Origin of the sequence: Bacteroides sp. AF39-16AC (assembly GCF_003602735.1) — a bacterium.
In the GTDB taxonomy this organism is placed as follows: Bacteria; Bacteroidota; Bacteroidia; order Bacteroidales; family Bacteroidaceae; genus Bacteroides; species Bacteroides uniformis.
Map to the genome: position 1 here is coordinate 80,987 of NZ_QTLN01000003.1, position 24,842 is coordinate 105,828.

Sequence of the window (24,842 nt, forward strand, 5' to 3'; positions counted from 1 at the left end):
TATTAGGGTTTAATGTGTTTGATATACCGGTTATGGGATTGATATCCGTTGTAACCGTCCGTCCTGCGGCAGGCAGAGCAATCCTTCAGCTTTCTTTTCGTCTGCCAGATACTTCTTCCACGTAATCTTGTCCCATTTCATCTGGTCTGTGCATTGTGCCACGGGGATATGGGGGATGGCCGAACCGTCCTTTACAAGAATGACGATAGGCAGGGTGCCGCACTCGATATGGTTCCATCCCGGAGCATACACCTTTCCGGTCTGGTAGTCTATCCATTTCTGCCGTCCGGGGAGGTAGACATCCCGTCCGCTGCCCTCTTCGAGCATGGGTGCCACGAGGAGATTGGAACCGAACATGTACTCGTCCTCTACCAGCCATGCACCCGGGTCGTCGGGATACTCCAGCAGCAGGGCGCGGAGCATCGGCCAGCCGTTTTCGGTGCACTCTTTGGATTGTGCATATACGTAGGGCATCAGTTTGTACTTCAGTTCGGCACAACGGCGGAAATAGTCTGTGAACTCTTTCCCGTAGTACCACGGCTCGGTGGGAGGTGCTCCGTGCACGCGGCTGTGGCTGGTGAGGAAGCCGAAGGGCAGCCAGCGGCGGTAGAGGCTTTCGGGGCTTTGGGTCACGAAGCCGCCTATGTCATTGCTCCAGAAGCAGAATCCGCTCAGTCCGATGGAGAGGCCGCTGCGGATGGTTCCCTCGAAACCGGTTTCGGTGGTTGCGGCGTCACCGCCCCAGTGCAATGGATAGCGTTGTGAGCCTGCCCATGCGGAACGTGCCCAGATAATGTTTTCACCGTGTATCTTCTTGATTACCTCGGCCACGGTCTTGTTGTAGCGCAGGGGATAGAGGTTGTGTTCGTATAGTCCGCTACGGCCGTTGGCATAGATGGCATCCAGCGGAGCACCTTCACCGAAGTCTACTTTGATGGCGCCTACACCCATTTCAATCAGGTTGCCGAGCTTCTCTTGATACCACTGTACGGTTTCGGGGTTGGTGAAGTCCAGCACCACGTCCTCGTAGGGGAGCTGCCCCTTACCGTTGCGTACGTACAGACCGCGTTCCACTAGCTCGGGGAAGAACTTGTTTTTCGGAGTGAAGTAGGGGAGTTGCCAGAGGCAGGTGCGGAAGCCTTGTGACCTTAGGTCGGTGAGCATCTGCCGGGGATTGTCGAAGCGGTCGGCGGCAAAGGCGTAGTCGCACTGCCAGTCCACGCCGAACCAACCGGTATCGAAGTGGATGACGTCGCTCGGTATCTTGTTCTCACGCAGTTTCCGGGCTACATCGCGGCCCTCTGCTTCGCTGAAGTAGGTGATGCGGCTCATCCAGGTGCCGAAGCTCCACAAGGGGGGCATTTCGGGCCGTCCTACCAGTGCGGTGTATTCGCTCAGCATCTCCTTCGGCGAACCCAGGAAGATGAAGATGTCCATCGCTTCGTCTGCCATGAAGAGTTTGGTGGCTCCGATGTAGGAACAGCCGAAGTCGCAGGTCACGGGGGCGGAAGTGTGCATGAACATGCCGTAGCCGCGGTTACTGAAAAAGAAGGGGATAGGCTTGTACATGTCCGGGGTTTCGGGGCCCTGCGGGTCGGTGACAAAGAGGTTGACCTTCTGCCCGGCCTTGTTCAGTGCGGTGGCGGACTCGCCGCAACCGTAGATTTTCTCGTTTGGCGCGAGGCTGAATACGGGATTGATGCTGCGTGAGTTGTCCGAGCCGCGCTTGATGAAGCTGAATGGAGGTACCTTGACCTGTGTGGAGTCGTTGTCGCTCCAGCAACGAGTCTGTGTCAGCAGGCGTCCGTCGGCATCTTTCAGCACCAGGCGCCAGGGGTAATTCTCGATGAGCAGGCTGCCGTATCGGGAGGTGTACAGGGTACCTTTATCCGTCTTCTCGGCTTTCCAGAAGGAGCGTCCGTCGGCAGGCTTTCCTATGAGCATGGGGTCATCGGCATCTTCTTTCGGTACGATGGGCGAGGTAAGCATATGGATGCGGAGGGTACGTTCGCTGACCGGTTCGACGGTGAACGTCAGTTGTGGATTGTTGTCGTAGGCCGTCTCCGGGAAGTCCAGCGACTGGAGGGGCTGGTGCAGGTAGGTGTTTGCATTGAATGCCTGGCGGGGCATCAGTTGCTGGCGTTTCCACTGGACAGTCCCCTTGCCGGTGGAGGTGTCGAACGATACCAGGCTGTCGGCAAAGAAATAGGTGTTGCTGAGGTCCAGAAAATCCTGGCTCATGTCTTTCGACTGGGAAAGCAGGTATTGCACGCCGGCATTTGTTTTCAGTTGGGCATGTGCGGGCGGGATGGCAGTTGCTGCTAGCAGCATAAAAGCTGCCCCTTTCATCAGTTGTTTCTCTTTCATGATAAATATATGATTTACGGTTACTGTTTCGATGCCGTAAAAGTAGAGAAATCCACACAGATGAAAGGGGTGGGTATGTTGCTTATGTAGGGCTGAAATGTTTATTTGGAAGCTTTCTTCCCGTAGAAACACATGAAATATACCCCGATAATCACAAACGGGATACTGAGCCACTGGCCCATGTTCAGCGTCATGCTGTCCTCAAAGTTCACCTGGTTTTCTTTCAGGAACTCGATGAAGAAACGGAAGGTGAAAATCTCCGTCAGGCAGAGTCCGAAGAAGAAACCGCGGTGATAGGGCAGGGAGGCTTCGGCCTGCACGGTGGTTGATTTCCGCTTGGTGGTGCTGAAATCTGTTTCGAGCTTGGTCTCTTGTTTCTTCTGTCCGCGTTTGTATAGCCAGACCATCCCCAGGAAGAAGATGAAGTAGGCGATGGCTTCGTAGAGCTGTGCCGGATGGCGGGGCAGCATGTCTTCGCGCTCGAAGATGAATGCCCAGGGCACGTCGGTCGGTTTGCCGATGATTTCGGAGTTCATCAGGTTGGCAAGGCGGATGCAGCAGGCGGTGATGGGAGTGGCAACGGCTATCATGTCGAGCACGTCCATGTAGTGCATCTTCGTCTTGCGGCAGTACATCCAGAGGGCGATAATCAGGCCCAGCGTGCCGCCGTGGCTGGCAAGGCCGGTGTAACCCGTCATTTTCCATCCTGCGGCGGTCTGCTTGATGGGGAGAATCATTTCAACGAAGTGGTCTTGGTAGTATGCCCAGTCGTAAAATATGCAGTGGCCCAGTCGTGCGCCTATCAGTATGCCGAAGAAGCAATAGAAGAAAAGAGGTTCGAATTTCTTTTCGTCTATTTTGCGGTCGCGGTACTGGTGTTGCACGATAAGGTAGGCAAAAGCGAGGCCGATAATCCATAACAAACCGTAGTAGCGGATGGATATGCCGAAGAAGTTGAATAGTTCGGGGTCGGGGTTCCAGTTGATGGTGAGTAGTGATAACATATTTATGAAGAATTAAATTACTGAATTACGGGGTTGTTCGGGACAAAGGTATGAAATTATCTCGTTTGGCAGTTCTTCGTGGCAGTTTATTTGAATTTCTCCGCCACCATCCTATACGTCGGCACCTCAATCCCTTGTTCCTCTGCAGCCGTAATCATGTCGAACAACAAGCCTTGTACTTCGCTCTGATGTCCTTTGGCCATATCTTTCTGCATGGAGGCGGTACTTTCAGGGGCGAGTTTGTCTATTACTTTGAGGTTATACTGCACGATGTCTTCCTTGAATTCTATACCCAACTTCCTGCCCAAAGCTGCACTCTCTTGTGACAGTCCGATAAAGGTGTCGCGCACTTTGCCCGGTTTCTGGACTTCGCCCATAGGTACGTCGTAATAGGCTCCGGTGACGGCCATAGCAGAAATGAAGGACCACTTGACGAATGTGTCCCGGTTGATGTCGTCGGAGATTTCGGCTTTGATGCCGCTTTCCTGCAAATCGCGTTGCACGGCTTCCAATGTTTCACGGGAAACAATCGTGCTGCGGTGTGCTCCGTAGACGAGCCGGAAAATCTTTCCCATCTGCGTGATTTCTCCCCGTCCGGATACGAATCCTACGATGTAGATGCAGCCGTCGAGCACCGTGACGCCGGGGACCAACCGCTGGATACGGGGACCGGTTCCGTAAACATTCAGGATGGGGATTACCACTGTACGCTCGTGTGAGGCACGTTTGATGAGTTCCGTAATGGAGTCTACGGAATAACCTTTGACGCAGACGAAGATAACATCCGCTTTGCCTTGGAATTCTTCTGCGGTAAATGCCGCCACTTTCAGACAATGTTCACCTTTCAAATCGGAGTGCAGTTGCAGACCGTTCCCGCGTATGGCGGCAAGGTGTTCGCCACGTGCAATGCAAGTGACGTCTTTGCCGGATAATGAAAGAAAGGCGGCGATGCTTCCGCCTACGCCGCCGGTACCTGCTATGAGGTATTTCAGATTACTGTTTGCCATTTGTTGTGTATGGTTTATTGAACGTAGTTTTCCTTTTCCATATAGTAAAGCCCTTCGCCCCGGTCACCGTTTTCCATGTCTTCCAGCTCTACTTTGAAGATACGGTAGGGAAGGTCTTTTTTGGGATGCTTGGGCATGTCTACTGTCAATAGATAGGCGTTGCCATATTCGTTGCTGTCGAAATATTCTTTTATTTCCTGCTTCATCAGCACGGGGACTTTCTCGCCGTCTATCCAGACGGTGACTTTCAGTTGCCCGGGCCGGGGAGCCATCTGGCATTCTCTGGCTTCTTTGTTTTGTTCTTGTTGCTCAATGTCACTCAGGTTTTCACCGTGTACCAATGACTCGGGCTTTGTTTCTTTCATCCATTGGTAGGTACGTGTCAAGCTCATGGGACGGACGTATATCTGATAAGTAGGCATGGCTCCGGGGATGCAGAAAGCACGCAGGCCATAAGCTTCCATACGATGATAACGTATGTCGAGTGTAGTGTCGCGGTCGGCGATGAAATCCCAGGCCCAGAACTCCAGGCGGTGTTCAGTCTCGGGCAGCCCGCTTTTCATGGCAATGTGCGCATAGGAGGGCAGATAAATAGAGGCTGCACTTTGATATTTCCCTTTGGGTATACGGGCCGTGTAATGCCCGTCTTTGTCGGTTATGGCTTCTATGATGTCATTGAACTGCGGGTTTTGCCACCAGACGCTGGCACTGTCTATCGGCTGTCCGTTGTAATCAGTCACCCGTCCGTGAATGGTTACCGAGTCTTGCTGTTGTGCATAAACGGCAGTACAGGACAATAAGAATAAAAGGAAGATAATCTGTTTCACAGTATTGTTATTGTATGGAGTTTATTAGAAAATGGCAATGTACAAAGAAAGTACATTGCCATCTGGAATGAATATCATTACACATTGAACCTGAAGTGCATGATGTCCCCATCCTGCACCACGTATTCCTTACCTTCCACACCCAACTTTCCGGCTTCGCGCACGGCTGCTTCGCTGCCATACTTGATATAATCCTCATACTTGATGACCTCTGCCCGGATGAATCCCTTTTCAAAATCCGTATGGATAACGCCGGCGCATTGTGGAGCCTTCCAGCCCTTGCGATAGGTCCATGCTTTTACTTCCATCTCTCCGGCAGTGATGAAGGTTTCGAGGTTCAGCAGGCTGTAGATAGCTTTAATCAAACGGTTGCAGCCGCTTTCTTTCAGTCCCAGGTCTTCGAGGAACATCTGCTTTTCTTCGTATGTCTCCAGTTCGGCGATGTCGGCTTCGGTCTGGGCGGAGATGATGATGAGTTCCGCATCCTCGCCCTTGATGGCTTCACGCACCTGCTCTACGTACTGGTTGCCGCTGGCGGCACTGACGTCATCCACGTTGCAGACGTAGAGCACGGGTTTGGTGGTGAGCAGGAACATCTGCTTGGCACATTGTTCCTCGTCGTCGTTCTGCGGAATGACGGTGCGGGCGCTTTGTCCTTGTTCCAGGGCATCCTTGTAGCGGAGCAGGAGTTCGTACTCTATCTTTGCCGCCTTGTCGCCACCCACTTTGGCAATCTTCTCTACACGCTTGATGCGGTTTTCCACCGTGTCGAGGTCCTTCAGTTGCAGCTCTGTGTCGATGATTTCTTTGTCGCGTACGGGGTTCACCGAGCCGTCCACGTGGACGATGTTGCCATTGTCGAAGCAGCGCAGCACGTGGATGATGGCGTCGCACTCGCGGATGTTGCCCAAGAACTGGTTGCCGAGTCCTTCACCTTTGCTGGCGCCCTTCACCAGTCCGGCAATGTCGACGATGTCGCACACGGCGGGTACGATACGCCCCGGGTGAACCAGCTCGGCGAGACGGGTCAGTCGTTCGTCGGGTACGGACACTTGTCCCATTTGGGCGTCGATTGTACAGAACGGGAAGTTTGCCGCTTGTGCCTTTGCGCTGCTCAAGCAGTTGAAAAGAGTGGATTTTCCTACGTTGGGAAGGCCCACGATACCAGCTTTTAATGCCATAGTGTTATCTTGTTTTTTAGTTATTGTTCAGTTAATTGGATGCAAAGATAGTGCAAACCGAATGCAGAATAAAATGAACTCGTTCATTTTTTATGCTGAGGTGCAGCCTATCTTCACTTTTTTAAGCAAAGATAGTACTTACCGGGGAAAGTGGGTATGTTAATTTGCATTAAAAGCACGAGAGTAAAATGATAAATTGATAGTTTTGTCGCAATTATAAATTTAAGTATCATTCTATAAATCAATGCGATTATGAAAAACAAAGTAAGAAAAATTCTGATGATTTTCTCATGTCTCATCGGTCTGTCTTTTACATTATCTGCACAGAATCCTTATCTGCCGCTTTGGGAGTTTATTCCTGACGGTGAGCCCTATGTGTTTGAGGATCCTGACTGCCCCGGCAAGTACCGTGTCTATATTTATGGCTCGCACGATAATCTCAAGTGGATGTATTGTGGACGTGACCAAGTGGTGTGGTCGGCACCCGTAGAGGACTTGACCCGTTGGAGATATGACGGCGTGATATTTAAAGTCAATGAGTCGCCCGAGCTGTATAAACTGAATGCTGATGGGACCGACGACGTGCTTTTTGCCCCTGACGTGACAGTAACTACCGATGCCGATGGTAAGAAAACTTATTACCTCTTTCCGAATAATCAAGGTGGCGGGCGCAATTCCATGATTGCCAAAAGCGACCGTCCCGATGGTCCGTTTACAGTATGCAATTGGAACAAGGAACGTCCTCGTGAGACTTTCGGTTGCTTGGGATTCGACCCCGCAGTGTTTGTTGACGATGATGGACGCGTGTATGGTTATTGGGGATTTGGCATTTCGCATGGCGCGGAGTTGGACCCTGCTACCATGTGCACGGTAAAGCCCGGTACCGAAGTGGTGGAGAACATGATTTCGGGCTATCGGCAGGAAGGTATATTCCGCTTCTTTGAGGCATCTTCTATCCGCAAGATTGAGGATAAGTATGTGTTTATCTATAGCCGTACTACCGCTGAGGGTGAAGATGGCCTGCCAAACGCCAGCAACTATACGTTGGCCTATGCCTACAGCGAGCATCCCTTGGGCCCGTGGACTTATGGTGGGACAATCATCGATGCGCGGGCGCGTGAGTATGACGAAAAAGGCAACGTGATAGCTTCGGCCATGCCCGGTGGAAATACGCATGGCAGTATCTGCAAGATAGGCGAGCAATGGTACGTGTTCTATCATCGCCAGATAGGTACCGATTGCTATGCACGCCAAGCTATGGTGTCGGCCATTGATGTAAAGGTGGAAAAAGGAAAAGGCGGGAAAGTCGTGATTTCACGCGGAGAGTTCAATTCTGAAGGCTTCCTTCTTGAAGGGCTCAATCCTATGCAGCGCATCTCGGCCGGGCTGGCTTGTTGGCACACCAATCCCGGAGGAATCAAAGAGGTCTATCCCCATTATGTGTATACGGGGTCTTATATCCGGCCTGTGTACCGGGATAATAATCCCTATGCCGGCGATAACAACCACAAAATCCCGTTCGCTCCGGTGGTGAATAACACAAGTGGGTCGATTGTAGGATATAAATACTTGAATATGAGTGCCGTTCCGCGAGATAAGTCTTTGCAGATGCAGTTAAGGTTGAAGGCTGAAGATACCGACGGGCGCATCCGCATCATGCTGGGTAGCCCTTGGACAACAAAAGGCGGTGTAGAGATAGGACTTGTGAATGTGAAGGCTGGCAGCACTTGCAGGGAGTTCTATGCTTCGCTCTCTATTCCGGCAAAGCTGCATAAGGGAAAGCAGCCGCTCTTCTTTGTCTTCGAATCAGAGACCGAAGGCCAGTCCATCTGTGAGTTTTATGATTTCCTCATGTTGGCACGCCCATAAGTCTTTATACTTATGGAGGCGGATACTTATCTTGTGAGACCTTCTAAATAGAGCTATTGTATTAGTTCACAGTACTGAACACTTTGTTACACCCCGTCGGAACAGATTGTTTCTCTTGTATGAAACGACTTGTTTCGACGGGATAAAACGATTTGTTCCGTTATAGGAAACACTTTGTTTCCTTATAGAGAACACTCTGTTCCATTATAGGAAACAAACCGTTTCCATAGTCGGAAATGAAATGGGGCATATGTTTCATTGATACCGCTATTACTTTTCCTCCTCGAATATTCGGTTGAAAACTTGCCGCAGTCGTCCTTCGTCTGCGATAATGGCTTGGAGCTTCTTCAGCTGTTCCGCATTCTTCCCCTCGGGAAACCAAAGCTTCAGATAACCGCCGGGTGCATACTTTGCCATGAGATGCTGATGGAACCGTTGGTAGTGCCACTCCTTGTCTGCGGCAGGATTCTGTTTCAAGCCGTATTGGACGGTGCGGCGCAGGGTGATGTCCGGGTCGATGATACGGTCTGCTTCGGCAACAATCTTGCCGTAGATGCTGCGCGGCTCGTGGTCGGTGGAGGCGCGGTGGTCTTCTACGGCTTCTTTCATGAGGAGGATTTCCGTATCGGAGAACCATTGCCGCAGGGTGGAGTCCGCCATCAGTATCTCGCCGGAGACAAGGTGGTGGGTGGTGCGGTCGCGGCACAGTCCCGTATCATGGTAGGCGGCAATGACGTATGCCAGGCGTTCGTCCGCTTCGGGATGTTGCCGGGCGAGGGCAAGACTTTCTTCGATGACGGTACGGACGTGGGAGAGGTTGTGTGCCTTGTCAAACTCCTTGTAACGGGGGATGATTGCTGTCTCGATGTAGGTAATGAGGGGCTTGGGTATCATGTGGCATTCCTTTTTCGGGTAAAGGTACGAATAATAACCGATAGCTGAATAACGAGGAGCAGGGAATGGCTCATAATTAGGTACCGATTACTATCTGTCTGTTTACTTAATGTTCCAAAGACTGCTCGTAGCTTTTCCCGTTGGCGTCAGTCACCACGATTTTTATTTTCTTTGCTTTATCGCTCGGTTTTGTAGAGAAAAAGAAATAAGCATTCTTGTTAGCTTGGCGACCACGTTCCTTCATATCCTTTCCCTCTGTGACAGCTTTGCGCTGCAGGAAGAAATCATAATCAGGATCCATGCCTTTATACTGCTTCATTTCGCCTTTCAACTTCCCGTCTTCGTAGTATTCCACTTTCCAGCGGTTATCCCAATTCCATACCTTGACACAGAGTTCGTCTTCATGGCCGGGTACTGTACCCACGGGATAGTAACGGAACTGATAGTCACGGTCATGTCCTAATGACTTGAAATAATTTGCAATTCCGTTCTTGCCGGATTCGAATACTTGGTAGCCAATAGGGGTACCGTCTTTGCTATAGATGCCGTCCCATAACCACCACGCGCCTCCGATGGAGGCGATATTGTACTCACGAATGTTGTTTCTGATTTGTGTGTTGCATTGTACATGGGTGTGACCACTGAGAATATCTACCTTATAACCCTCGAAAAGGTCGAGTAACTCGGCTACGCGTCCCAACTTGTAGTTCTCGTTATAGAAGTATGCCGGAGCATGCATGCAAACAAACAGATGAGCCCCTTTGGGGACGTACTGCAGATAGCTCTTCACCCAATTGAGCTGCTGATCATTGAGCCCCACCTCATACTTCTTGTTTCCTTTATAAAGGATATTGTCCAAAACGATATAATAGTCTTTTCCAGCATTGAACGCATAGTAAGTGGGTCCAAAGAAATGCCGATAAAGATGTGCACTGGCATCATCGTCGCTCACCTCCTTGTCGTGGTCGTGGTTGCCGATAACCGGATAGATGGGAATTTGGATCTTTGCTATCTCTTGCTTGATGTGGGGAAACATTTCCAGGTTATCCCATAAGATGTCGCCCAAGAAGATGGCGAAAGCAGGAATATTCTGGCTCATATATTCAAAGCCCACTTGCTTGAGGTCGGGGAAAGCTTCCGTTTCAAGCCGATGGAATGCGTTCTCTCCGCGCGGTTGTGTATCGGCTGCTGCCATCATGGCGTATTTGCCTCCTACTGTTCCCCAGCGATGGAGCTGGAAATCGTGGCTGTTCTCGTTCAGAGTCTTATAGAAGACGGGAGTACCCCCGTTGCAAGGTGCCATATAGCCTGAAGGTGTCACTACATAGATAAAGTGGGCCTTCTCATCAGCATCAATCATATAGCTTCCGTCTTCACTGGTAAGAGCGAATGCGGTGCCATCGGTTACTACAACTTTGGCCAGCCCCTTGCCGTCGGCCATGACTTTGCCTTTAATCTCTTTAGCTTCTGCCCCTATTGCCATAAGCAGCAATGCGGCGTAAAAAATGTTCTTTTTGTTCATTGCTTTTCTCTTTCAATTATTTGTTGTTTGAATTGAGAGCAAAAATAGGTGAGTGAAATTACTTCGTCGTTTCTATGGGGTTACGTTCAAGTTACATATGTCGGGCTCTCATCCGGTGTCATATCAAAATCACAGAAGTGACACAAGTCTGTAATACAGCATCCATTCTTTTGCAGCCGAAATTAAAATCATCATAGAAACTAATGAAAACAAGAATGATTAAATCCTTTGTGTGTGTCTGTGGGCTGCTTGTTTCGTTGAATGTAGTCGCAGCTTCACTGAAACCCATCAAAGGTAAAGTGGTGGACCGGTTCAATAATCCACTTCCCGGTGCTACAATTCAAGTGACCCATTCTCCCGAGAAAACCATTACCGATGTGGACGGCAACTTCAATTTTGAAACCATCGAAGACGCGGAACTCATCGTATCCTACATCGGCTTCCGTACCCTCAAGCTGAAGACTGCAGGGGAGAACTTCATTCATGTGGTACTGGATGAAGACTCACAATTGCTTAACGACGTGGTAGTGGTAGGTTATAGCACTAACAAGAAGGTTAATCTGTCAGGCTCGGTTTCTTCGCTTAACAGCGAGAAGCTTGCAAGCCGTCGAGTATCAAACGTATCTTCGGCTCTGCAAGGCATGGCTGCAGGTGTAACTGTCACTACACAGAGCGGTGAGCCAGGCGGCAATGGCGGTCATATACGTATACGTGGTATCGGAACCTTCGGTGGTGATAGTGCCGCCCCGTTGGTGTTGGTCGATGGCGTAGAAGGAACCATAGATGAAGTGGATCCTAACATCATCGAGTCAGTGTCCGTCTTGAAAGATGCTGCATCTGCATCCATCTATGGTTCACGTGCTGCCAATGGTGTCATTCTGGTGACTACCAAACGGGGTGGCAGTCAAGACAAGTTCAGCATATCCTATAAAGGATATTTTGGATTCCAAGGCGCAACGATGCTTCCTCAAAAAGTGGATGCATTGGAATATATGCAATTGGAAAATGTGGCAGCAGGTAACGACGGATCCGACCTGCCCTATAGTGATGAATATATAAGGGAATATGTGGCTGGCATGGCTACTGACCCGGACATCTATCCTAATACAGACTGGCAGGACTTGATTCTTACAGAAAACGGATTCAACCATGGGCATACGCTTACTCTGACTTCTTCATCAGAACGTATCAAGACACTTACTTCTATAGGGTATCTGGACCAGACGGGTATAGTGGTCAATTCCTCTTACCGTAAAATCTCTGTACGCAACAATATGGACATCAAGCTTAGCGACCGTCTGGACATGAAGTTTGACATACAAGTAAGCAATGCCAATAAAAATAGTTCTCCCTACGAAGGACATGCCTTCAATTATATGAACACCCGAACCCCGAACATTGTCAATCAATTTACTACTGGTCTTTATAATGGGGCAAATGGTCTGATGGGCAATAACCCCGTGCTGTTGTTGCGTGAAGGCGGTATTGTGAAAAACAATGTTATCCGTGCTACCATGGCGATGGCTCTGACCTATAAGATTCTCGATGGATGGAATGTGTCAGTTCAAGCCACTCCACGTTATATCACCAAGAATAACCATAACTATAAGAATTCTGTCACCACGTATGGTGACCCGGAAGGTACTACCAGCTTCAAGAGCGGCGAAACCTACAACTCGCTTACAGAATCGGCCTACCGTTACTTCTACTGGAACACACAGGCACTGACCAACTATGAGAAACAGCTGGATGACCACTACTTCAAAGTAATGGCAGGTATGGAGTGTCAGACCTATACAGAAAAGACTCTTTCTGCCTATCGTCAAGTATTCAACTTCCCTCAATATGACCAAATTGATGCCGGTAACATTGAGAACATGAACAATGGAGGAGGGGAGTACCAATGGGCCATCAACTCCTTCTTTGGCCGCTTGAATTACAACTACAAGGAACGCTACCTTGTGGAGGCCAATATCCGTACCGACGGTTCTTCCAGATTTGCAGAGGGTAACCGATATGGCGTGTTCCCTTCATTCTCTGCAGCATGGCGCATCAGCGAGGAACCCTTTATGGAATCTATACGCGATAGAGTGGATAATCTGAAATTACGTGCCTCTTGGGGCAAACTGGGCAACCAGAATATCGGAAGTTCCTATTATCCCACTACTCAGCAACTCTCTACGGGCTCTATATCTATGGGAGGTAATCTTTACACGACCTCTGCTGTTACCTCGCTCTCCAATAGGGACCTTACATGGGAGACTTCTACCATGACTGACTTAGGCATAGATCTTTCACTGTTCGGCTGTATCAACATCACTGCCGACTGGTATAGGAAGATAACGGATGGTATCCTGATGAAGCTGGACATCCCCAACCACATTGGTATGGGTGCTCCCTTCCAGAATGCCGGCAAGGTAAGAAACCAGGGATGGGAGCTAAGCGTAGGCTACAGCAAGAAGCTGACGAGGGACTTTTCGCTGGATGCCGCCCTTACGCTGAGCGACGTGAAAAACACCATCACCGACATGCGGGGCACAAGCAGCACAAGCGGTGATATTCGTAACCAAGAGGGGTCTTCCATTAACTCCATTTACGGATTGATATGCGACGGTTTCATCAATTCACAAGAAGAAGCGGACGAAATCAATGCCAACTGTCTCCAATTCGGTACAACCGTATATCCCGGTGACCTGAAATACCGGAATGTCAGCGGAGACAACAAAATTACTACAGATGACAAGACGATTATCGGAAGTACAGTTCCACGCTATAGTTATAGCTTTAATTTAGGAGTAGGATACAAAGGAATTCGTCTTTCGGCTTTCTTGCAAGGAGTTGGCAAGGCCGACGGTTATCTCAATTCCTACTACGTGATGCCTTGCTATCAGGGAGGAACCTACCGCAAGGAACACCTTGACTATTGGACGGAGCAGAATCATGATGCATCCACGCCTCGCCTCTCCTATAAGAGCAGTAACAACACCTATACATCATCCTTCTGGATGAAGAGTGCTGCTTACCTGCGTCTGAAGAACCTGCAGCTGGGTTACGACCTGCCCTCCAAATGGATGAAAGCCATCGGACTGAAGTCTGCCTACATTTATGCCAATGCTGAGAATCTCTTGACTTTTACTGACTTTTGGGATGGCTATGACCCCGAAGTCAACTATAACGCATCAGCAACAGATGGGGTATCTCTGGGTGCGGCAAACAATTATCCCCAGACGAAAGCCTTCACTTTTGGCGTTGACATCAAATTCTGATTAGTCGGAATAGGGAAACCGTCTGTATTCAAGAAGACATAAAAAGAAAAAATGATATGAAACGAAACAATATTTATACAGCACTCCTTTCGCTGTTTCTATTAGGCCTCGGTGCTTGTTCACTCGGCCTTGAACCACTCACTTCACCGTCTTCTGCCTCTTATCCTTCGAGTATGGAAGAGGCGAATTTCGGTTTGAACGCTGTTTACTCATCTCTGACAGCTTATAGTGCCAGCACCACCACCTGGTGGAAGGTGACAGACAATATTACAGATATTGGTGCTACACGTGTCAACACGGCTATGTATACGGAATTAATCACCTCCGGAGCTTCTGCTGAAAACGCGGTGGCAAACAAGCTTTATAATTGCGTGTATAAGACCGTGGCACGTATCAACCAGCTTCTCGATGCGCTGGATAATCTGCATGGCACAGCCTCTGATACGGATATAGAGAGTATACGGGCAGAGCTGCTGTGCATACGGGCATTCTGTTATGATCAAGCTTGCCAGCACTATGGAGACTTGCCGTATGTGGTCCACACAGCGGGTATAAATGACAGCCAGACCCCACGTACACCGAGAGAGACCATTGTAGAGAATCTGCTTTCGGATCTTAGCGACGAGTGTTTGGCTAACCTTCCACTCCGCCATAAAGCAGAAAGCTATGGCAGTGCACGCATCGGACGGGTAGCAGCGTATGCGTTACGTGCCCGTATTGCCTTGAATTGGAAAAAGTATGACTTGGCTGCCAGTTCGGCCAAACAAGCCTTGAATTTGGCTAAGGAGGCAGGCTTTGAATTGGAATCCATCAATACACAGTATTGTGGAGAAAGTCATGAGGCAGGAGAGCCAACCGGTCAGACGGCTCTGTTTGGTTATGACGGTGAGGCAAGCAATGAGTGGCTCTGGTCCGTGCAGTATGATGCGGTAATATCCAGTAATAAAACCAAGGAGGCATATTACATGGCTCCACGTACACTGGGAGGATGCGCCTATTTTGGTCCTACACAAACATTTGTTGATATGTTTCAATGCAAGGATGGCAAATCGATTACGGAATCTTCTCTGTATGACTGGCAGAACCCTTGGCAAAACCGGGACCCTCGTCTGGATCTTTTCTGTTTGCGACCTGGTTCACGCATATTCAATCTGGAATTCCAGACTTCCACTACCAGTAAAAAGATTCACGACTATAGCACGGGCAAGGACGTGACAAACATGGAGTCACAGGGTACCAAGGGCGTATACGGTGCCAATGGCACTAAAGGTCCTGCTGGATATCTCTGGAGGAAATATTTGGATATAGCCGAGTTGGAAAGAGCTGCAATCTCCAACCATGAAACCAGTGATCTTAATTGCGGCTTGATGCGTTTAGCAGAGGTTTATCTAATAGAGGCAGAAGCCAATATTGAAATGGCTGATGGCAATCTGGAGTTAGCACGAACGGACATCAATATAATTCGTAATCGTGTAGGAATGCCCGATGTGGTAGTTACTTCGCAGAGCGGACTCCGAAAGGCATTACGTTACGAACGTACTGTTGAACTTTGTAATGAAGGTTTTCGTTGGTTTGATCTCCGTCGTTGGGGTATGGCTTCTACAGTGATGACAGGTAAGATTTATGCTCCCAATCAAAAAGGGCTTATGTCCAATGCCAAGCCTTCATTTGATGACAACTGGCATCCGGCATATTCAGAAGGTAGTTCTTGGGATGGGAAAGCACTGAATCTCCGTGTGTATAACACGATGAAGTATATCGAAGGAAAGGATGAACTTTGGCCGCTTCCCCAAAGTGAGATTGATACAAACAGTGCCATTATAGAAAACAATCCAGGATACTAATCGTGTAAGGTTATTGGTATCTGACGGAAAGGATTTGTTTTTCAAGATATAATAAAAGAGCCGGAATGTGCGAATCATTCCGGCTCTTTTATGAAAGGTTTCGGTTATTGTTGTTAGGAATAAGATTTCTTACTTTAAGAGAGAGTTTATCAATTACATGTTAGGGTTGTCCATGATTACTGTCATCTCGGGAACCAGTATGTATTCGCCTTTCTTGCTGTTCCATTTATAGTACGTGGTAGTCACCGTCTTGCCCTGGTATGCATAGCGGATGCACATGTCGTTGCTCCATGTATTCTTGGTGCTGTTCCATTTCAGGGCTTCGCTTTCGGTCATGCGGTTCTGGTCGTCGTACTTGTAATTGTACTTCATATAGTTGGCGAGCGTGTTTCCGTCCATTTTGTATACGGTCTCTGCCACCTTCATGCCATTTACTTCTTCCGAATTGTAAATGAGGTTGCTCTTATTGTCGGCTGAGGCATTTAATCCGCAAACTAAGAGAAGTGCTGAAACAATCACTGTTTTTAAAGATACTTTTGCTTTCATGGTTTTATGTCTTTTTTAGTTCAACTTTCTGTTTTCTATCAATATGTCATTGATTTCGCTGCAAAGGTACGTATTAAATTGACATAAATATAAATATCGGATTAAATTTTATCAATATGTCAGTAGTGAGGGCTTCGGTATGCTTTCCTTTTGGCAAGATTGGTGAATAAAAAATATCCGGCAGTGAGGTTGCCGGATATTCTGATGAGCAAACTGTATTTGGAAAGGATTGCTTCTGTTGCTTTCTGATTGTAAGTTAAATAAAGTTATTGGGCTGTTTAGTGTGCCTGCAACCAGTTGTTTCCCCACCCACAATCGGCTTTCAGGGGTACGTGCATGCGATATGCCTGCTCCATCTCTTCGATTACGATTTTCTGTACAAGTTCCTTTTCAGCCTCTGGAACGCTGAAATTTAGTTCGTCATGGACCTGTAAAATCATCTTTGCTTTCAGATTGTAAGTTTGGAAGCGCTGATAGATGTGTGCCATCGCTACTTTTATGATGTCGGCGGCACTTCCCTGGATGGGGGCGTTGATGGCATTCCGTTCGGCATAGCCCCGTACCACCCCGTTTCTTGAGTTGATGTCCGGCAGGAAGCGCTTGCGGTGGAAGATGGTTTCCACGTAGCCCTGCTCGCGTGCCACCTGGATGCTTTTGTCCATATACTCCTTCACTTGTGAGTAGGTTTCAAAGTAGCCGTCTATCAGCTCTTTGGCTTCCTGGCGGGAAACGCCCATGCGTTCGGCAAGCCCAAAGACGGAGATGCCGTAGATGATGCCGAAGTTTGCCGTTTTTGCCTTGCGGCGCATGTCGGCGGTTACGTCGTTTATATCTATCTTATATATCTTGGCAGCGGTGGCGGCGTGGATGTCGTGTCCGCTGAGGAAGGCGTCTATCATGTTCTTATCTTCGCTGAGGTGTGCCATGATGCGCAGCTCTATCTGCGAGTAGTCGGCAGAGAAGAACTCGCAGCCGGTGTCGGGGATGAACGCCTTGCGGATTTCCTTTCCGTCTTCGTCGCGGATGGGGATGTTCTGCAGGTTGGGATTGCTGGAGCTGAGGCGTCCGGTAGCGGTCACCGCCTGGTTGAAGGAGGTGTGTATGCGGCCCGTACGTGGGTTGATGAGCTGGGGCAGGGCATCTATATAGGTGCTCAGCAGTTTCTTCAGTCCGCGGTATTCCAGTATCTTCCCGATGATGTCGTGCTTGCTGCGGTAGCTTTGCAGCACCTCTTCGGAGGTGACGTATTGTCCGGTCTTGGTCTTTTTCGCTTTCTCCACGATTTTCAGCTTGTCGAACAGCACTTCGCCTACCTGCTTGGCGGAGCTGATATTGAATGTCTCGCCAGCCATCTCGTAGATTTCCTTCTCAATCTCCTGCAGACGGACGGTGAAGTGTTGGGACGATTGCTTCAAGGCTTCCGTGTCGAGCAGCACTCCGTTGCTCTCTATATTAACAAGTACGGGGACGAGCGGCATCTCTATTTCGTAGAACAGATGTTCGGCACCTTGCTCCTTCAGTTCCTTTTCCAGCACGTTTTTCAGTTTGAGGGTGACGTCCGCATCCTCGCAGGCATAACGGTAGACATCTTCAGGTGGAAGGTCGCGCATGTTCTTTTGGTTTTTGCCTCGCGCTCCAATTAGCTCATCGATGTGGATGGTCTGGTAGTGCAGGTAGATTTCCGCCAGATAGTCCATGTTGTGTCGCAGTTCGGGTTGAAGCACGTAGTGGGCAAGCATGGTGTCGAAAAGTTTGCCTTTCACCTGGACGCCGTAATTTTGGAGGATAATCATATCGTACTTGATATTTTGTCCCACCTTCATGGATTTCTCGTTTTCGAAGAGGGGACGGAACTCGTTTACAATTTTTAAGACTTCCTCTCGTTCGGCGGGAACGGGTACGTAGTATGCACGGTTTTCGGCATCACTGAAGCTCATTCCTACAAGTTCGGCGTCCATTGGCTCGGTTCCGGTAGTCTCGGTATCTATTGAGAGAATTTCGCTTGTAAGTAACTTTTGAATAATTTCTGCTCTTTTATCTTCTGTATCAATGAGTTGGTAGTCTATATCGAGCATTTCTAACCGCGTCAGGTTTGAATTTTCAGAAACGCCCGTCCCCTCGCCCGCAAAATTTGCAAACAAATCGCCTTGAATCGGGGCGCTGTTTTCGGGAGTGGAGGTTTGCGGCTGGGCAAACAGAGTCCCGGCAAAGAGGTCGGGTACCGGAGAGGTTGGAGTAGGGGAGGACGAATTGCCGCTTCCCTTTTTGAGTACCCGGTCGATGAGTGTGCGGAATTCCAACTCCTCGAAAATCTTGCGGAGTTCTTCTTCGTTCGGTTCTTCGCGGACGAGCGAATCCATGTCGAGCTGAATGGGAACATCTGTTTTGATGGTGGCAAGGAATTTGGAGAAGGTTATCATCTCGCGGTTGGTTTCCACTTTCGTTTTCAGTGCGCCTTTCAGCTGGTCGGTATGTTCCAGCAGGTTTTCGATACTGCCGAATTCGGCAATCAGTTTCTGTGCGGTTTTCTCGCCCACACCCGGACAGCCGGGGATGTTGTCGGAAGCATCACCCATCAGTCCCAGCATGTCGATGACCTGCTCGGTGGTCTGTATGTTGAACTTGGTTTTTACTTCTTCGGTACCCATCACTTCGAATCCGCCGGTGTGCTTGGGGCGGTACATGAAGACGCGGTCCGATACCAGTTGCCCGTAGTCCTTGTCGGGAGTCATCATATAGGTGGTGATGCCCTGCCGTCCGGCTTCGGTGGCGAGCGTGCCTATCACGTCGTCGGCTTCGTAGCCGGATACTTCGAGGATGGGAATGCGGTAGGCGCGGATGATGTCCTTTATAATAGGTACGGAAAGGCGGATGGCCTCGGGTGTCTCCTCGCGCTGTGCCTTGTATTGCTCGTAGGCCTCGTGGCGGAAGGTGGGGCCCGACGGGTCGAAGGCTACTCCTATGTGTGTGGGATTCTCTTTTTTGAGCACTTCTTCCAGGGTGTTTACAAAGCCCAGAATGGCCGAAGTGTTGAATCCTTTTGAATTGATTCTCGGGTTCTTGATGAACGCGTAATAGGCTCGATATATCAGTGCATAGGCATCGAGCAAAAACAGTTTATCGATTGAATTCATACATTTAATCCTTTTTTTCATGGTAAAAGTACAAAAAAATACCGTATTAACCGTTTTATTACTATTTTTGTAGGCAAATAGCGATGCATGGACAACTCATCATTGATAAAATCTCCGATTTCTGAGGAATTGGAGGACTTCAAGAAGCTTTTTGAAAGTACTCTCTCCAGTTCCAACCTTTTGCTGAACAGCGTAATTGCGCATATCCGGCAGAAGAACGGGAAGATGATGCGCCCCATTCTGGTGCTTCTGGCTGCGAAGCTTTTTGGCAAGGTATGTCCTGCAACCCTGCATGCTGCGGTTGCGTTGGAACTTCTTCATAATGCCAGCCTTGTGCACGATGATGTAGTGGACGAAAGTACTGAACGCCGTGGACAACTCTCCGTTAATGCCATTTTCAATAATAAAGTAGCCGTACTGGCAGGCGATTATCTGCTTGCAACAGCGTTGGTGCAAGTGGGCATGACCCGTAACCATGACATTATCGACATCGTCTCCTGCCTGGGGCAGGATTTGGCAGATGGTGAACTTCTGCAGCTTTCCAACGTCAGCAATCTCCATTTCTCCGAGGAAGTCTATTTCGACGTTATCCGCAAGAAGACGGCCGTGCTCTTTGCAGCTTGTACGAAGGCGGGCGCTCTCTCGGTGGGAGCCAGCGATGAAAAGGCGGAATCTGCGCGTCTGTTCGGTGAATATATCGGGCTTTGTTTTCAGATAAAGGATGATATTTTCGATTACTCCGAGAGCAAGGAAATAGGCAAACCTACCGGAAATGATATGGTGGAGGGGAAGTTGACTCTACCTGCGCTTCATGTGCTCAATACCGTGAAGGATAAAACAGCGGAAGAAATTGCCGTAAAGATAAAGAATGGGGAGGCAACGCCTGGCGAAATAGCCCATTTAATCGAATTTACCAAGCAGAATGGTGGTATAGAGTATGCTTCGCAAGTGATGTATGACTATAAGGAAAAGGCTCTTTCTTTGCTGGCTTCTTTGCCCGATACGGAGGTAAAAGTAGCGCTAGCCGGGTATCTGGATTATGTGGTAGAGCGGGAAAAATGACGGAACTGTTTCCGGTTGATAATATGAGAAAGCCTGATGGAACCCACTCCATCAGGCTTTATTTATAGGTAAATACAGCTTTCTCTTAGAAGAATTTCATCTCTTCACCCTTGATTTCCGAAAGCAGCAGGTTGGCAAGACGACTGGTTCCCAGACGGAACAGCTCGTTGTTCAGCCATTCTTCGCCGAGCACTTCCTTGACGATGGTGTAATAAATCAGTGCATCGTTCACGCAGTTGATTCCTCCTGCGGGCTTAAAGCCTACCTTGATACCCGTCAGCTCGTGATATTCCTTGATGGCCTGGCACATAACCAGGGCGGCCTCCGGCGTGGCGGCAGGCTGCTGCTTGCCGGTGGAAGTCTTGATGAAATCGGCACCCGAATACATGGAAAGGATGGATGCTTTTTTGATGTTCGAAGCCGTCTTCAAAGCTCCGGTTTCGAGGATTACCTTCATGTGGTGCTCTTTGCAGGTTGCTTTGAGTTCTTGTATCTCCTCGCACATGCCTTCATAGTCTCCCGCCAGGAACTTGCCCACCGAAATAACGATGTCTATTTCATCGGCGCCTTCCATCAGTGCCATGGCAGTTTCTGCCACTTTCACTTCAATGAAAGTCTGGGAGGAGGGGAAACCTGCTGATACACAAGCTATTTTTACATCTTCCACTTCCAGCGTGTCTTTTACGACTTCTGCAAAATTGGGGTATACACAGATGGCTGCCACATTCTTCAGGTCGGGGAACTCTTCGTCGAATTTATTCACTTTCTGGGTGAATTTCATGACGCTTTCGTCGCTGTCCGTACTGTTCAGTGTGGTGAGGTCAATGCAGTTGAAAAGGAATTTCTTTACCTCCGGCGTGTTGTTTGCCGGCACTTTCTCTGCAATGATTCTGGCAGCTTGTGCAGCTATTTCCGCATCATCCAGTTGGGTGTTGTACTTTGCCAGGGCGGCGTCATACTTACTCTGGGTAGGCTCATTCTTCTCCATGGTCTTTCAATTTAGGGTTATTGATATGTCTTGTCTGGTCACGTCTGGTTTTCTTCTCGAAGTTGCGGCAGAAGGCGTCTGTCAGGTTCACTCCGGTCTGGTTCGCAAGGCAGAGAAGTACCCAAAGAACATCTGCCATCTCATCGTCGAGATTGTCTTTTTCTCCTTTCTTGAAGGATTGGTCGCCATACTTGCGTGCCATGACGCGGGCGAGTTCGCCCACTTCTTCGGTCAGTATCGCCATATTGGTGAGTTCGCTGAAATAGCGCACTCCGTATTCCTTTATCCAGGAATCCACTTGTTTCTGTGCTTCTTCTAACGTCATTATTCCTTGTTTTTTGTATCCATACAGATGGTCACGGGACCATCGTTCATCAGTTCTACTTTCATATCGGCACCAAATTCGCCGGTACCTATTTCTTTACCTAATGCTAAACTCAGTTCCCGGCAGAATTGTTCGTACAGTGGGACGGATATTTCCGGCCGTGCTGCCCGTATGTAGGAGGGACGGTTGCCTTTCTTGGTGGAGGCGTGGAGGGTGAACTGGCTGATAACCAGTATCTCGCCGTCTGCTTCAAGAATGGATTTGTTCATTACGCCGTTTTCGTCATCGAAAATGCGCAGATTGACTATCTTCTTGCAAAGCCAGTCAATATCTTCTTTTCCATCGGATTCTTCGATGCCTACGAGTATCATGAGGCCCTTTCCAATGGAGGCTTTGCAGGTTCCGTTGATGGTGACGGAAGCGTGTCCGGCACGTTGTATCACTACTCTCATGTTGTTTTTGTCTTTTTGAGGGGACAAAGTTACGAATTAATTCGTTGTGTGCATGGCTTTGCAGGCTGATTTATCAGTCATTATTTCTCTGAGAAATAGGTCTGGATGATTTTGGCTTTCGCTTCTCCCACCACGGCGGCAAGCTCCTCGGCAGATGCTTCGCGGATACGCTTCACGCTTTTGAACTCCTTGAGCAACGTGCTTTTCGTCTTTTCACCGATACCTTTTATCTCGTCCAGTGCGGAGGCAATCTGCCGTTTGCTGCGCTTGTCGCGGTGGAAGGTAATGGCGAAACGGTGCACTTCATCTTGAATCTGCGTCAGCAGTCGGAAGAGGGGGGTGTTCTGTTTCAATCCGATGGTCTGGGGAGGGTAGCCATACAATAGCTCGGAAGTGCGATGTTTGCCATCTTTGGCAAGTCCGGCGATGGGGATGTTCAGGCCAAGCTCGTCTATCACCTCTTTTACGGCGCTCATTTGCCCTTTTCCACCGTCGGTGATAAGAAGGTCGGGCAGGGGTGCTTTCTCTTCTATAGCGCGCTGATAGCGCCGTTTTACGACCTCTTTCATGGAGGCATAGTCATCCGGTCCCTCTACGGTCTTGATATTGTACTTGCGGTAATCCTTCTTGGAAGGTTTCCCCTTGACGAAGACCACGCACCCGGCCACGGGGTCGGAACCCTGGATGTTGGAGTTGTCGAAACATTCTATCTGCATGGGCAGGCGGTCCAGGTGCAGCTCTTGCTGTATCTCTTTCAGCAGGCGCACGGTCCGTTGCTCCGGATTCAGCTTTTCGGCTTGCTTCAGGCGGTCGGCTTTGTACTGCTTCACATTGAGGATGGAGAGTTCCAGCAGTTTCTTTTTGTCTCCCCGTTGCGGAATGGTAAAGACGACATCTTTCAGCTCCATATCCAGCTCAAAAGGCACGATGATTTCACGAGAAAGGCTCTTGTATCTTTCCCGCATTTCGATGATGCCGAGAGAGAGCAGTTCTTCTTTGCTCTCATTCAATCGTTTCTTGTATTCAAAGGTGAAAGCCTGGTTGATGGCACCGTTCGTAATGTGCAGGTAGTTGACAAAAGCGGACTTTTCATCGCTGTCTTCCTCGATGGAGAACACGTCGATATTGTGCAGCACGTTGCTTACCACTTCCGATTTCGCCCGGTAGTTTTCCAGCAGCAGGTATTTCTTCTTTATCTTCTGTGCTTCTTCAAACTTCATTTCGGCTGCCAGTTCCTGCATTTGCTGGAAAAGCATCCGTTCTATCTCCTGGGTATTCCCTTTGAGTATTTCCTTGATTTCAGCGATGTTTTTCAGATACTCTTCCTGACTTTGCTTCCCGATGCAAGGTCCTGCACAGTTCTTGATGTGGTATTCCAGGCAAACATTGAACTTTCCGGCACGTATGTTTTCCGGAGAGAGGTTCAGGTGGCATGTACGCAAAGGGTACAGATGCTTGATGAGGTCGAGTAATGCGTACATGGAAGGTATATGGCTGTAAGGGCCATAATAGGAGGAACCGTTACGGATTATCTTCCGGGTTCTGAATACGCGTGGAAAGTATTCGTTCTGCACGCAGATGCTGGGATACGTCTTGTCGTCTTTCAACAGTACGTTGTAGCGAGGCTTGTATTTCTTGATAAGATTGTTTTCCAGCAATAGCGCGTCTTCTTCCGTATTCACCACGATATATCGGATATCTGCAATCTTGCTGACCAGTACCCTCGTCTTTCCCGGTTCGTGCTCCCGGTTGAAGTAGGAAGACACTCTTCGCTTCAGATTCTTTGCCTTTCCTACATATATAATAGTCCCTTCGGTATTCAGATATTGGTAAATACCGGGACTTTCGGGAAGGTTGGATACAATCCCTTTGAGGTAGTCGTTAGTTCTGAGTTCTTCCATAATACCGACGTTTCACCACAGATTACACCGATTAGCGCAGATTTCTCTTCGATAAAACTGTGTTTTGTGGTGGATAAATAATCTGTGTTAATCTGTGTAATCTGTGGTGAAATATGAAATGGCTAAAGCGACAGCACAGCCTCCACTTCCACATCATCTCCAAACACATCCTTGCCATGAAGCTCTTTCAGCTCGATGATGAAGTTTACATACACTTTCTTGGGGTTCATCTGTTTCACCAGTTTGCAGGCGGCTTCCATTGTTCCACCGGTTGCCAGCAAGTCGTCGTGTAGCAATACTACATCGTCTTCATTGATGGCATCCTTGTGCATCTGCACGGTGTCTTTGCCATATTCTTTATCATAGCTTTCTTCAATGGTTTCTGCAGGAAGCTTTCCCGGCTTGCGGATAGGTACGAAGCCTGCCCCCAGTCTGGTGGCGAGAATGGGGCCCATAATGAATCCTCTTGATTCTATACCCACTACTTTGGTGATGCCTTTGTCTTTATACATCTCGTATAGTGTGTCCGAGAGTTCCTGCAAGGCGGTAGGCTCCTTGAACAAGGTAGTTACATCGTAGAATAGAATTCCCGGAATGGGGAAGTCGGGTATTTCTCGGATGCTTTTGGTAAGAGTTTCTTTGCTCATAATCAG

18 protein-coding genes are annotated in these 24,842 nt (G+C 48.9%); 4 read left to right on the forward strand and 14 right to left on the reverse strand.

Going from position 1 to position 24,842, the window contains the following annotated elements; genetic code table 11:
• Positions 1–30 precede the first annotated feature (30 nt).
• The 5 genes from DW039_RS04250 to ychF all read right to left on the reverse strand — a co-directional run bounded on the left by DW039_RS04250 (position 31) and on the right by ychF (position 6,386).
• Positions 31–2,367: an alpha-xylosidase gene (locus DW039_RS04250; protein WP_120381731.1), complete on the reverse strand. Its 2,337-nt coding sequence runs from the start codon at positions 2,365–2,367 to the stop codon at positions 31–33.
• 101 nt (positions 2,368–2,468) lie between these two features.
• Positions 2,469–3,371, reverse strand: a complete 903-nt coding sequence (lgt, locus tag DW039_RS04255) for a prolipoprotein diacylglyceryl transferase (RefSeq protein ID WP_022401919.1) — start codon at positions 3,369–3,371, stop codon at positions 2,469–2,471.
• Positions 3,372–3,457: 86 nt separating this feature from the next.
• Positions 3,458–4,378 (reverse strand): ketopantoate reductase family protein, encoded by a 921-nt coding sequence (locus DW039_RS04260; protein ID WP_005833928.1) that lies wholly within the window; start codon positions 4,376–4,378, stop codon positions 3,458–3,460.
• Between the two features lie 14 nt (positions 4,379–4,392).
• Positions 4,393–5,205 (reverse strand): carboxypeptidase-like regulatory domain-containing protein, encoded by an 813-nt coding sequence (locus DW039_RS04265; protein ID WP_005824864.1) that lies wholly within the window; start codon positions 5,203–5,205, stop codon positions 4,393–4,395.
• A 77-nt stretch (positions 5,206–5,282) separates the two neighbouring features.
• Positions 5,283–6,386, reverse strand: a complete 1,104-nt coding sequence (ychF, locus tag DW039_RS04270; RefSeq protein WP_016272151.1) for a redox-regulated ATPase YchF — start codon at positions 6,384–6,386, stop codon at positions 5,283–5,285.
• Positions 6,387–6,638: 252 nt separating this feature from the next.
• On the opposite strand from ychF, the gene DW039_RS04275 reads away from it, so the two are divergent.
• Positions 6,639–8,255, forward strand: a complete 1,617-nt coding sequence (locus DW039_RS04275) for a family 43 glycosylhydrolase (protein WP_119957721.1) — start codon at positions 6,639–6,641, stop codon at positions 8,253–8,255.
• A gap of 270 nt (positions 8,256–8,525) precedes the next feature.
• Here the strand turns inward: DW039_RS04275 and DW039_RS04280 are convergent, their stop codons facing one another.
• Together DW039_RS04280 and DW039_RS04285 are read right to left on the reverse strand one after the other, a co-directional pair.
• The gene (locus tag DW039_RS04280) at positions 8,526–9,149 is read right to left on the reverse strand and encodes an HD domain-containing protein (protein ID WP_119957720.1); all 624 of its coding nucleotides are present in this window, start codon (positions 9,147–9,149) and stop codon (positions 8,526–8,528) included.
• A 106-nt stretch (positions 9,150–9,255) separates the two neighbouring features.
• Complete coding sequence (locus DW039_RS04285; RefSeq protein ID WP_005833924.1) at positions 9,256–10,671, reverse strand: calcineurin-like phosphoesterase family protein; 1,416 nt, start codon at positions 10,669–10,671, stop codon at positions 9,256–9,258.
• Between the two features lie 215 nt (positions 10,672–10,886).
• Between DW039_RS04285 and DW039_RS04290 the strand changes: the two genes are divergently transcribed.
• Both DW039_RS04290 and DW039_RS04295 read left to right on the forward strand, forming a co-directional pair.
• Entirely contained in the window at positions 10,887–13,937 is a 3,051-nt protein-coding gene (locus DW039_RS04290) for a TonB-dependent receptor (RefSeq protein WP_243634886.1), read from the forward strand.
• Positions 13,938–13,993: 56 nt separating this feature from the next.
• Positions 13,994–15,781 carry a RagB/SusD family nutrient uptake outer membrane protein gene (locus DW039_RS04295; RefSeq protein WP_120139037.1) on the forward strand — a complete coding sequence of 596 codons (1,788 nt, stop codon included), beginning with the start codon at positions 13,994–13,996 and terminating at the stop codon, positions 15,779–15,781.
• A 153-nt stretch (positions 15,782–15,934) separates the two neighbouring features.
• Here the strand turns inward: DW039_RS04295 and DW039_RS04300 are convergent, their stop codons facing one another.
• Entirely contained in the window at positions 15,935–16,327 is a 393-nt protein-coding gene (locus DW039_RS04300; protein ID WP_120381732.1) for a DUF3836 domain-containing protein, read from the reverse strand.
• 278 nt (positions 16,328–16,605) lie between these two features.
• Positions 16,606–19,461 (reverse strand): DNA polymerase I, encoded by a 2,856-nt coding sequence (gene polA, locus DW039_RS04305; protein WP_120381733.1) that lies wholly within the window; start codon positions 19,459–19,461, stop codon positions 16,606–16,608.
• 87 nt (positions 19,462–19,548) lie between these two features.
• On the opposite strand from polA, the gene DW039_RS04310 reads away from it, so the two are divergent.
• Positions 19,549–20,523 carry a polyprenyl synthetase family protein gene (locus DW039_RS04310; RefSeq protein ID WP_008662178.1) on the forward strand — a complete coding sequence of 325 codons (975 nt, stop codon included), beginning with the start codon at positions 19,549–19,551 and terminating at the stop codon, positions 20,521–20,523.
• An 85-nt stretch (positions 20,524–20,608) separates the two neighbouring features.
• On the opposite strand, the gene deoC is transcribed toward DW039_RS04310, so the two are convergent.
• The 5 genes from deoC to DW039_RS04335 form a co-directional block, all read right to left on the reverse strand.
• Positions 20,609–21,511, reverse strand: a complete 903-nt coding sequence (gene deoC, locus DW039_RS04315; protein ID WP_035447524.1) for a deoxyribose-phosphate aldolase — start codon at positions 21,509–21,511, stop codon at positions 20,609–20,611.
• Positions 21,498–21,836, reverse strand: coding sequence for a nucleotide pyrophosphohydrolase (locus tag DW039_RS04320; protein ID WP_005826173.1), 339 nt, complete (start codon positions 21,834–21,836; stop codon positions 21,498–21,500). Before DW039_RS04320 ends, deoC begins: the two co-directional genes overlap by 14 nt.
• Entirely contained in the window at positions 21,836–22,288 is a 453-nt protein-coding gene (dtd, locus tag DW039_RS04325) for a D-aminoacyl-tRNA deacylase (protein ID WP_120381734.1), read from the reverse strand. The genes DW039_RS04320 and dtd overlap by 1 nt, the downstream gene beginning before the upstream one ends.
• Positions 22,289–22,368: 80 nt before the next feature.
• Positions 22,369–24,189 (reverse strand): excinuclease ABC subunit UvrC, encoded by a 1,821-nt coding sequence (uvrC, locus tag DW039_RS04330; RefSeq protein ID WP_005833920.1) that lies wholly within the window; start codon positions 24,187–24,189, stop codon positions 22,369–22,371.
• A 122-nt stretch (positions 24,190–24,311) separates the two neighbouring features.
• Entirely contained in the window at positions 24,312–24,836 is a 525-nt protein-coding gene (locus DW039_RS04335; RefSeq protein WP_005826167.1) for an adenine phosphoribosyltransferase, read from the reverse strand.
• Positions 24,837–24,842 lie beyond the last annotated feature (6 nt).

What these genes read in the sequence shown, in the direction of transcription:
- DW039_RS04250 (WP_120381731.1), bottom strand. Translation starts at nt 2,367, where the DNA reads ATGAAAGAGAAACAACTGATGAAAGGGGCAGCTTTTATGCTGCTAGCA.
- lgt (WP_022401919.1), bottom strand. Translation starts at nt 3,371, where the DNA reads ATGTTATCACTACTCACCATCAACTGGAACCCCGACCCCGAACTATTC.
- DW039_RS04260 (WP_005833928.1), bottom strand. Translation starts at nt 4,378, where the DNA reads ATGGCAAACAGTAATCTGAAATACCTCATAGCAGGTACCGGCGGCGTA.
- ychF (WP_016272151.1), bottom strand. Translation starts at nt 6,386, where the DNA reads ATGGCATTAAAAGCTGGTATCGTGGGCCTTCCCAACGTAGGAAAATCC.
- DW039_RS04275 (WP_119957721.1), top strand. Translation starts at nt 6,639, where the DNA reads ATGAAAAACAAAGTAAGAAAAATTCTGATGATTTTCTCATGTCTCATC.
- DW039_RS04280 (WP_119957720.1), bottom strand. Translation starts at nt 9,149, where the DNA reads ATGATACCCAAGCCCCTCATTACCTACATCGAGACAGCAATCATCCCC.
- DW039_RS04285 (WP_005833924.1), bottom strand. Translation starts at nt 10,671, where the DNA reads ATGAACAAAAAGAACATTTTTTACGCCGCATTGCTGCTTATGGCAATA.
- DW039_RS04290 (WP_243634886.1), top strand. Translation starts at nt 10,887, where the DNA reads ATGATTAAATCCTTTGTGTGTGTCTGTGGGCTGCTTGTTTCGTTGAAT.
- DW039_RS04295 (WP_120139037.1), top strand. Translation starts at nt 13,994, where the DNA reads ATGAAACGAAACAATATTTATACAGCACTCCTTTCGCTGTTTCTATTA.
- DW039_RS04300 (WP_120381732.1), bottom strand. Translation starts at nt 16,327, where the DNA reads ATGAAAGCAAAAGTATCTTTAAAAACAGTGATTGTTTCAGCACTTCTC.
- polA (WP_120381733.1), bottom strand. Translation starts at nt 19,461, where the DNA reads ATGAATTCAATCGATAAACTGTTTTTGCTCGATGCCTATGCACTGATA.
- DW039_RS04310 (WP_008662178.1), top strand. Translation starts at nt 19,549, where the DNA reads ATGGACAACTCATCATTGATAAAATCTCCGATTTCTGAGGAATTGGAG.
- deoC (WP_035447524.1), bottom strand. Translation starts at nt 21,511, where the DNA reads ATGGAGAAGAATGAGCCTACCCAGAGTAAGTATGACGCCGCCCTGGCA.
- DW039_RS04320 (WP_005826173.1), bottom strand. Translation starts at nt 21,836, where the DNA reads ATGACGTTAGAAGAAGCACAGAAACAAGTGGATTCCTGGATAAAGGAA.
- dtd (WP_120381734.1), bottom strand. Translation starts at nt 22,288, where the DNA reads ATGAGAGTAGTGATACAACGTGCCGGACACGCTTCCGTCACCATCAAC.
- uvrC (WP_005833920.1), bottom strand. Translation starts at nt 24,189, where the DNA reads ATGGAAGAACTCAGAACTAACGACTACCTCAAAGGGATTGTATCCAAC.
- DW039_RS04335 (WP_005826167.1), bottom strand. Translation starts at nt 24,836, where the DNA reads ATGAGCAAAGAAACTCTTACCAAAAGCATCCGAGAAATACCCGACTTC.